Here is a 6,305-nt window from a genome sequence, read left to right as displayed (position 1 = left end):
TGATGGCTGCGGTCGATGCCTATATCCCGACGCCGGTTCGTCCGCTGGACAAGCCGTTCCTGATGCCGATCGAAGACGTGTTCTCGATCTCGGGCCGTGGCACGGTCGTCACCGGCCGCGTCGAGCGCGGCATCGTCAAGGTCGGCGAGGAACTGGAAATCATCGGCATCCGTCCGACGACCAAGACGACCTGCACGGGCGTCGAGATGTTCCGCAAGCTGCTCGATCAGGGCCAGGCCGGCGACAACATCGGCGCGCTGCTGCGCGGCGTTGATCGTGAAGGCGTCGAGCGCGGCCAGGTTCTGGCCAAGCCCGGTACGGTGAAGCCGCACAAGAAGTTCGTGGCCGAAGCCTACATCCTGACCAAGGACGAAGGTGGCCGTCACACGCCGTTCTTCACCAACTACCGTCCGCAGTTCTACTTCCGCACGACCGACGTGACCGGCATCGTGTCGCTGCCGGAAGGCACGGAAATGGTTATGCCCGGCGACAACATCACGGTCGATGTCGAGCTGATCGTGCCGATCGCCATGGAAGAGAAGCTGCGCTTCGCCATCCGTGAAGGCGGCCGCACCGTCGGTGCCGGCATCGTCGTCACCATCAAAGAGTAATTTGGACTTAAACCGATCTGTCGCGGGCGCAGGATTTGCCCGCGCCGCGCCAGAACAAGGAAGTGACGCATGAACGGACAGAATATCCGCATCCGCCTGAAGGCGTTTGATCACCGCGTGCTCGACGCCTCGACGAAAGAAATCGTGTCGACGGCCAAGCGCACCGGAGCAAACGTCCGCGGCCCCATTCCGCTGCCGACGCGGATCGAAAAGTTCACGGTCAACCGGTCGCCTCACGTCGACAAGAAGAGCCGCGAGCAGTTCGAGATGCGCACGCACAAGCGTCTGCTCGACATCGTCGATCCGACCCCGCAGACGGTCGATGCTTTGATGAAGCTCGATCTGGCCGCCGGTGTCGACGTCGAGATCAAGCTCTAAGGGAATGAGAGCGCGGTAAGGGGCGGTGCCCCTGGCCCGGAACTCTAAAGGAATTGAACCGATGCGTTCAGGTGTGATTGCAAAGAAGGTGGGAATGACCCGCATCTATAATGATGCCGGGGAACATGTTCCCGTCACCGTTCTTCAGATGGAGAACTGCCAGGTCGTGGCTCAGCGCACGCAGGAGAAGAACGGCTATACCGCCGTCCAGCTCGGCGTTGGCCTTGCCAAGGTGAAGAACACGTCGAAGGCGATGCGCGGCCATTTCGCGACCGCTTCCGTCGAGCCGAAGGCGAAGGTCGCCGAGTTCCGCGTCTCCGCTGACAACATGATCGATGTCGGCGCCGAGATCACCGTCGAGCACTTCGTCGCCGGCCAGAAGGTCGATGTGACGGGGACGACAATCGGCAAGGGTTTCCAGGGCGTCATCAAGCGCCACCACATGGGTGGTGGCCGCGCGACGCACGGCAACTCGGTTTCGCACCGTACGCACGGTTCGACCGGCCAGCGTCAGGACCCGGGCAAAGTGTTCAAGGGCAAGCATATGGCTGGCCACATGGGCGACACCCGCGTTACCACACAGAATGTCGAGATCGTTTCGACCGACGCCGATCGCGGCCTGATCCTGATCCGCGGTGCGGTTCCCGGATCGAAGGGCGCCTGGATCCTGGTCCGCGATGCGGCCAAGGTGGCACTGCCGGCCAATGCGCCGAAGCCTGCCGCGATCCGCGCCGTTGCCGCCGAGAATGGCGCCAAGAACGAGGCTCCGGCCGCAGAGGGAGCAGAATAATGGATCTCAAGATCACAACGCTTGGCGGCAAGGACGCCGGCAAGGTGAAACTCTCCGAGGAGATTTTCGGCCTTGATCCGCGCGAGGACATCCTGCAGCGCGTCGTGCGCTGGCAGCTGGCCAAGCGCCAGCAGGGCACGCACAAGGCCAAGGGCCGCGCCGAAATCGCGCGCACCGGCGCCAAGATGTACAAGCAGAAGGGTACGGGCCGCGCCCGTCACCATTCGGCACGCGCTCCGCAGTTCCGCGGCGGCGGCAAGGCCCACGGCCCGGTCGTTCGCAGCCACGAGCACGATCTGCCGAAGAAGGTGCGCGCTCTGGGCTTGCGGCATGCTCTCTCGGCCAAGGCCAAGAGCGCGTCGATCATCATCATCGACGAGCTGAAGCTGACCGAGGCCAAGACGAAGGCGCTGATCGCGAATTTCGCGACGCTGGGCCTGACCAACGCCTTGGTGATCGGCGGTGCCGAGCTTGACCAGAACTTCAAGCTGGCGGCGACCAACATCCCGAACATCGACGTGCTGCCCATCCAGGGCATCAACGTCTACGACATTCTGCGCCGCGGCACGCTGGTCCTTTCGAAGGCCGCCGTCGAGGCTCTCGAGGAGCGCTTTAAATGACCGACCTCCGTCATTACGACGTGATCGTCTCGCCGGCGATCACCGAAAAGTCGACCATGGCTTCCGAGAACAACCAGGTTGTTTTCAACGTCGCCAAGAAGGCGTCGAAGCCGGAAATCAAGGCCGCTGTCGAAGCGCTGTTTGGCGTCAAGGTTACGGCCGTGAACACGCTTGTCCGCAAGGGCAAGATCAAGCGCTTCCGCGGCACGATCGGCCGCCAGAGCGACGTCAAGAAGGCGATTGTGACACTGGCCGACGGCCAGTCGATCGACGTCGCGACGGGTCTCTGAGCTAGGCCGCGAGGACAACAAACATGGCACTTAAAAAATTCAACCCGGTAACGCCGAGCACCCGCCAGCTGGTCATCGTCGACCGCTCGGGCCTCTACAAGGGCAAGCCCGTCAAGGGCCTGACCGAAGGCCTGACCAAGTCGGGCGGCCGCAACAATCACGGCCGCATCACGGCCCGCTTCATCGGCGGCGGTCACAAGCGTTCGTACCGCATCATCGACTTCAAGCGCCGCAAGTTCGACGTCGTCGGCACGGTCGAGCGCATTGAATACGATCCGAACCGCACCGCCTTCATCGCGCTGATCAAGTATGACGATGGCGAGCTGTCCTACATCATCGCTCCGCAGCGCCTTGCCGCCGGCGACAAGATCGTGGCCGGTGAATCGGTCGACGTGAAGCCAGGCAATGCGATGCCGCTGGCCTCGATGCCGGTCGGCACGATCGTCCATAACATCGAGCTGAAGCCGGGCAAGGGCGCCCAGGTTGCCCGCTCGGCAGGTGGCTACGGACAGCTGGTCGGTCGCGACCAGGGCATGGCGATCCTGCGCCTCAACTCGGGCGAGCAGCGGGTCGTTCACGGCTCCTGCATGGCCACCGTCGGCGCCGTGTCGAACCCCGACCACGGCAACATCAACGACGGCAAGGCCGGCCGCACGGTCTGGCGCGGCAAGCGCCCGCACAATCGCGGCGTGACCATGAACCCGGTCGACCATCCGCATGGCGGTGGTGAAGGCCGCACCTCCGGTGGCCGTCATCCGGTCAGCCCGTGGGGCAAGCCGACCAAGGGCAAGAAGACGCGGTCCAACAAGGCGACCGACAAGTTCATCCTGCGCTCGCGCCATCAGCGCAAGAGCTAAGAAGAGGTAACGCCAAGTGACTCGTTCTATTTGGAAAGGCCCCTTCATCGACGGCTACCTTCTCAAGAAGGTGGACAAGGTTCGTGAAGGTGGTCGCAATGAGGTGATCAAGATGTGGAGCCGTCGCTCCACCATCCTGCCGCAGTTCGTCGGCTTCACCTTCGGTGTCTACAACGGCCAGAAGCATGTTCCCGTCTCGGTGAACGAGGACATGGTCGGTCACAAGTTCGGTGAATTCGCTCCGACCCGGACCTATTACGGTCACGGCGCGGATAAGAAGGCGAAGAGGAAATAATCATGGGCAAGGCCAAAGCTCCGCGCAGGCTTGCTGACAACGAAGCGCGCGCCGTTCTGCGCACGATCCGTATCAGCCCGCAGAAGCTGAACCTGGTTGCCGCGCTGATCCGCGGCAAGAAGGTCGCGACAGCGCTTTCCGATCTCGAATTCTCGGCCAAGCGGATTTCCGGCACGGTCAAGAAGACGCTGGAATCGGCGATCGCCAACGCGGAAAACAACCACGACCTCGACGTCGATGCGCTGATCGTGGCGGAAGCCTATGTCGGCAAGTCGATCGTCATGAAGCGGTTCCATGCTCGTGGCCGCGGTCGCGCCAGCCGTATCGAAAAGCCGTTCTCGCACCTCACGATCGTCGTTCGTGAAGTCGAAGAAAAAGGGGAGGCCGCATAATGGGCCAGAAAGTCAATCCGATCGGTCTGCGCCTCGGCATCAACCGCACCTGGGATTCGCGCTGGTTCGCGAACACCGGCGAGTACGGCAAGCTGCTGCATGAGGACATCAAGATCCGCAAATATCTTGAAAAGGAACTCAAGCAGGCTGCGATTTCGAAGGTCGTGATCGAGCGCCCGCACAAGAAGTGCCGCGTCACCATCCATGCGGCGCGCCCGGGCCTGATCATCGGCAAGAAGGGCGCCGACATCGAGAAGCTTCGCAAGAAGCTGATGGAGATGACGAAGTCCGAGACGCACTTGAACATCGTTGAAGTGCGCAAGCCGGAAATCGACGCGACCCTGGTCGCCCAGTCGATCGCCCAGCAGCTCGAGCGTCGTATCGCGTTCCGCCGCGCCATGAAGCGCGCCGTTCAGTCGGCCATGCGCCTGGGCGCCGAAGGCATCCGCATCAACTGCGCCGGCCGTCTCGGCGGCGCCGAGATTGCGCGCATGGAATGGTACCGCGAGGGCCGCGTGCCGCTGCATACGCTGCGCGCCGATGTCGACTATGGCACGGCCGAGGCGCACACGGCTTACGGCATCTGCGGCGTCAAGGTCTGGGTGTTCAAGGGCGAAATCCTCGAGCACGATCCGATGGCTTCGGAGCGTCGCGCGACCGAGGGTGATGCTGCGCATGGCGGTGGTGGTGATCGCGAACGCGGTCGTCGTCGCGAAAACGCCTGATTATTTAGGAATTTGGAGTTAGAACGATGCTGCAGCCAAAGCGCACAAAGTTCCGCAAGCAGTTCAAGGGCCGTATCCATGGTACCGCAAAGGGCGGCACCAACCTGGATTTCGGTGGTTTCGGGCTGAAGGCGCTTGAGCCGAACCGCGTCACCGCGCGTGAGATCGAAGCGGCCCGCCGCGCGATCACTCGTGAGATGAAGCGTGCCGGCCGCGTGTGGATCCGTATTTTCCCTGATGTGCCGGTGACGTCGAAGCCGACTGAAGTGCGCATGGGCAAGGGCAAGGGCGCTGTCGATTACTGGGCGGCGCGCGTAAAGCCGGGCCGCATCATGTTCGAGATCGACGGCGTCAACGAAGAAACCGCCCGTGAGGCGCTGCGTCTCGGCGCGGCCAAGCTCTCGGTCAGGACGCGCTTCGTACAGCGCATCGCAGAATAAGGACGGGCTGATCATGAAAGCCGAAGACATCCGGACCAAGACCCAGGACCAGCTGACCGACGATCTGGCCAGCCTGAAGAAGGAGCAGTTCAACCTGCGCTTCCAGAAGGCCACCGGCCAGCTCGAGAAGACCGCGCGCGTGCGGCAGGTTCGCAAGGACATTGCGCGTATCAAGACCATCGCTGCGGAAAAGTCCGCGGCCAAGAAGGCTTAAGGACGAAAATCATGCCAAAGCGCATTCTGCAGGGCACTGTCGTCAGCGACAAGAACGAGAAGACGGTAGTCGTCAAGGTCGAACGGCGCTTCACGCATCCCGTGATGAAGAAGACCGTGCGCATGACCAAGAAGTACAAGGCGCACGACGAGAACAACGCCCACAAGGTCGGCGATCAGGTGTTCATCCAGGAATCGAAGCCGATTTCCAAGGACAAGCGCTGGATCGTCGTGTCTTCGGACCAGGCGTAACAAACCGAATTTTGGACAGACCGGGGAGGGGCTTTGAGCCCGTCCCGTTAGAAGAGAAGAAGGCGGCCAGTCATGATTCAGATGCAAACAAACCTCGACGTCGCGGATAATTCCGGCGCCCGTCGTGTCATGTGCATCAAGGTGCTGGGCGGCTCGAAGCGGAAATACGCTTCCGTAGGCGACATCATCGTGGTGTCGATCAAGGAAGCCATTCCGCGCGGCCGCGTTAAGAAGGGCGATGTGATGAAGGCGGTCGTGGTTCGCACGGCCAAGGACATCCGCCGCCCGGACGGCAGCGTGATCCGTTTCGACAAGAACGCGGCCGTTCTCGTCGACAACAAGAAAGAGCCGATCGGCACGCGTATCTTCGGACCGGTTCCGCGCGAACTCCGCGCCAAGAACCACATGAAGATCATCTCGCTCGCGCCTGAAGTGCTGTAAG

Annotated in this window: 13 protein-coding genes; all 13 read left to right on the top strand. The window is 62.1% G+C overall.

The window, feature by feature from the left end:
• Window positions 1-611 (top strand): EF-Tu C-terminal domain-related protein (locus NKI06_RS25355; protein WP_023743048.1); only part of this gene is annotated, 611 nt, incomplete at its 5' end.
• 69 nt (window positions 612-680) lie between these two features.
• Window positions 681-989, top strand: coding sequence for a 30S ribosomal protein S10 (rpsJ, locus tag NKI06_RS25350; protein ID WP_010909272.1), 309 nt, complete (start codon window positions 681-683; stop codon window positions 987-989).
• Between the two features lie 61 nt (window positions 990-1,050).
• On the top strand, window positions 1,051-1,779 hold the full coding sequence (gene rplC / locus NKI06_RS25345; RefSeq protein ID WP_352511939.1) for a 50S ribosomal protein L3: 729 nt from the start codon (window positions 1,051-1,053) through the stop codon (window positions 1,777-1,779).
• Entirely contained in the window at window positions 1,779-2,399 is a 621-nt protein-coding gene (gene rplD, locus NKI06_RS25340) for a 50S ribosomal protein L4 (protein WP_023672750.1), read from the top strand. Before rplC ends, rplD begins: the two co-directional genes overlap by 1 nt.
• Complete coding sequence (locus NKI06_RS25335) at window positions 2,396-2,689, top strand: 50S ribosomal protein L23 (RefSeq protein ID WP_023672751.1); 294 nt, start codon at window positions 2,396-2,398, stop codon at window positions 2,687-2,689. Before rplD ends, NKI06_RS25335 begins: the two co-directional genes overlap by 4 nt.
• Window positions 2,690-2,712: 23 nt before the next feature.
• Window positions 2,713-3,546 carry a 50S ribosomal protein L2 gene (gene rplB, locus NKI06_RS25330; RefSeq protein ID WP_023706515.1) on the top strand — a complete coding sequence of 278 codons (834 nt, stop codon included), beginning with the start codon at window positions 2,713-2,715 and terminating at the stop codon, window positions 3,544-3,546.
• 16 nt (window positions 3,547-3,562) lie between these two features.
• Window positions 3,563-3,841, top strand: a complete 279-nt coding sequence (gene rpsS / locus NKI06_RS25325; RefSeq protein WP_006205463.1) for a 30S ribosomal protein S19 — start codon at window positions 3,563-3,565, stop codon at window positions 3,839-3,841.
• 2 nt (window positions 3,842-3,843) lie between these two features.
• Complete coding sequence (gene rplV / locus NKI06_RS25320) at window positions 3,844-4,233, top strand: 50S ribosomal protein L22 (RefSeq protein ID WP_006205462.1); 390 nt, start codon at window positions 3,844-3,846, stop codon at window positions 4,231-4,233.
• Complete coding sequence (rpsC, locus tag NKI06_RS25315; RefSeq protein WP_023672753.1) at window positions 4,233-4,958, top strand: 30S ribosomal protein S3; 726 nt, start codon at window positions 4,233-4,235, stop codon at window positions 4,956-4,958. Before rplV ends, rpsC begins: the two co-directional genes overlap by 1 nt.
• A 26-nt stretch (window positions 4,959-4,984) precedes the next feature.
• Window positions 4,985-5,398, top strand: coding sequence for a 50S ribosomal protein L16 (gene rplP, locus NKI06_RS25310; RefSeq protein WP_006205460.1), 414 nt, complete (start codon window positions 4,985-4,987; stop codon window positions 5,396-5,398).
• Between the two features lie 13 nt (window positions 5,399-5,411).
• A complete protein-coding gene (gene rpmC / locus NKI06_RS25305) occupies window positions 5,412-5,612 on the top strand; it encodes a 50S ribosomal protein L29 (protein WP_006205459.1) in 201 nt (66 codons plus the stop codon).
• 11 nt (window positions 5,613-5,623) lie between these two features.
• Window positions 5,624-5,863, top strand: coding sequence for a 30S ribosomal protein S17 (rpsQ, locus tag NKI06_RS25300; RefSeq protein WP_010909280.1), 240 nt, complete (start codon window positions 5,624-5,626; stop codon window positions 5,861-5,863).
• A 72-nt stretch (window positions 5,864-5,935) separates the two neighbouring features.
• Window positions 5,936-6,304 carry a 50S ribosomal protein L14 gene (rplN, locus tag NKI06_RS25295; RefSeq protein WP_006205457.1) on the top strand — a complete coding sequence of 123 codons (369 nt, stop codon included), beginning with the start codon at window positions 5,936-5,938 and terminating at the stop codon, window positions 6,302-6,304.
• Window position 6,305: the final 1 nt, after the last annotated feature.

Source organism: Mesorhizobium sp. M0772, from assembly GCF_040320135.1.
Classification (GTDB): Bacteria; Pseudomonadota; Alphaproteobacteria; order Rhizobiales; family Rhizobiaceae; genus Mesorhizobium.
This window is presented reverse-complemented; position numbering and strand designations above follow the sequence as displayed.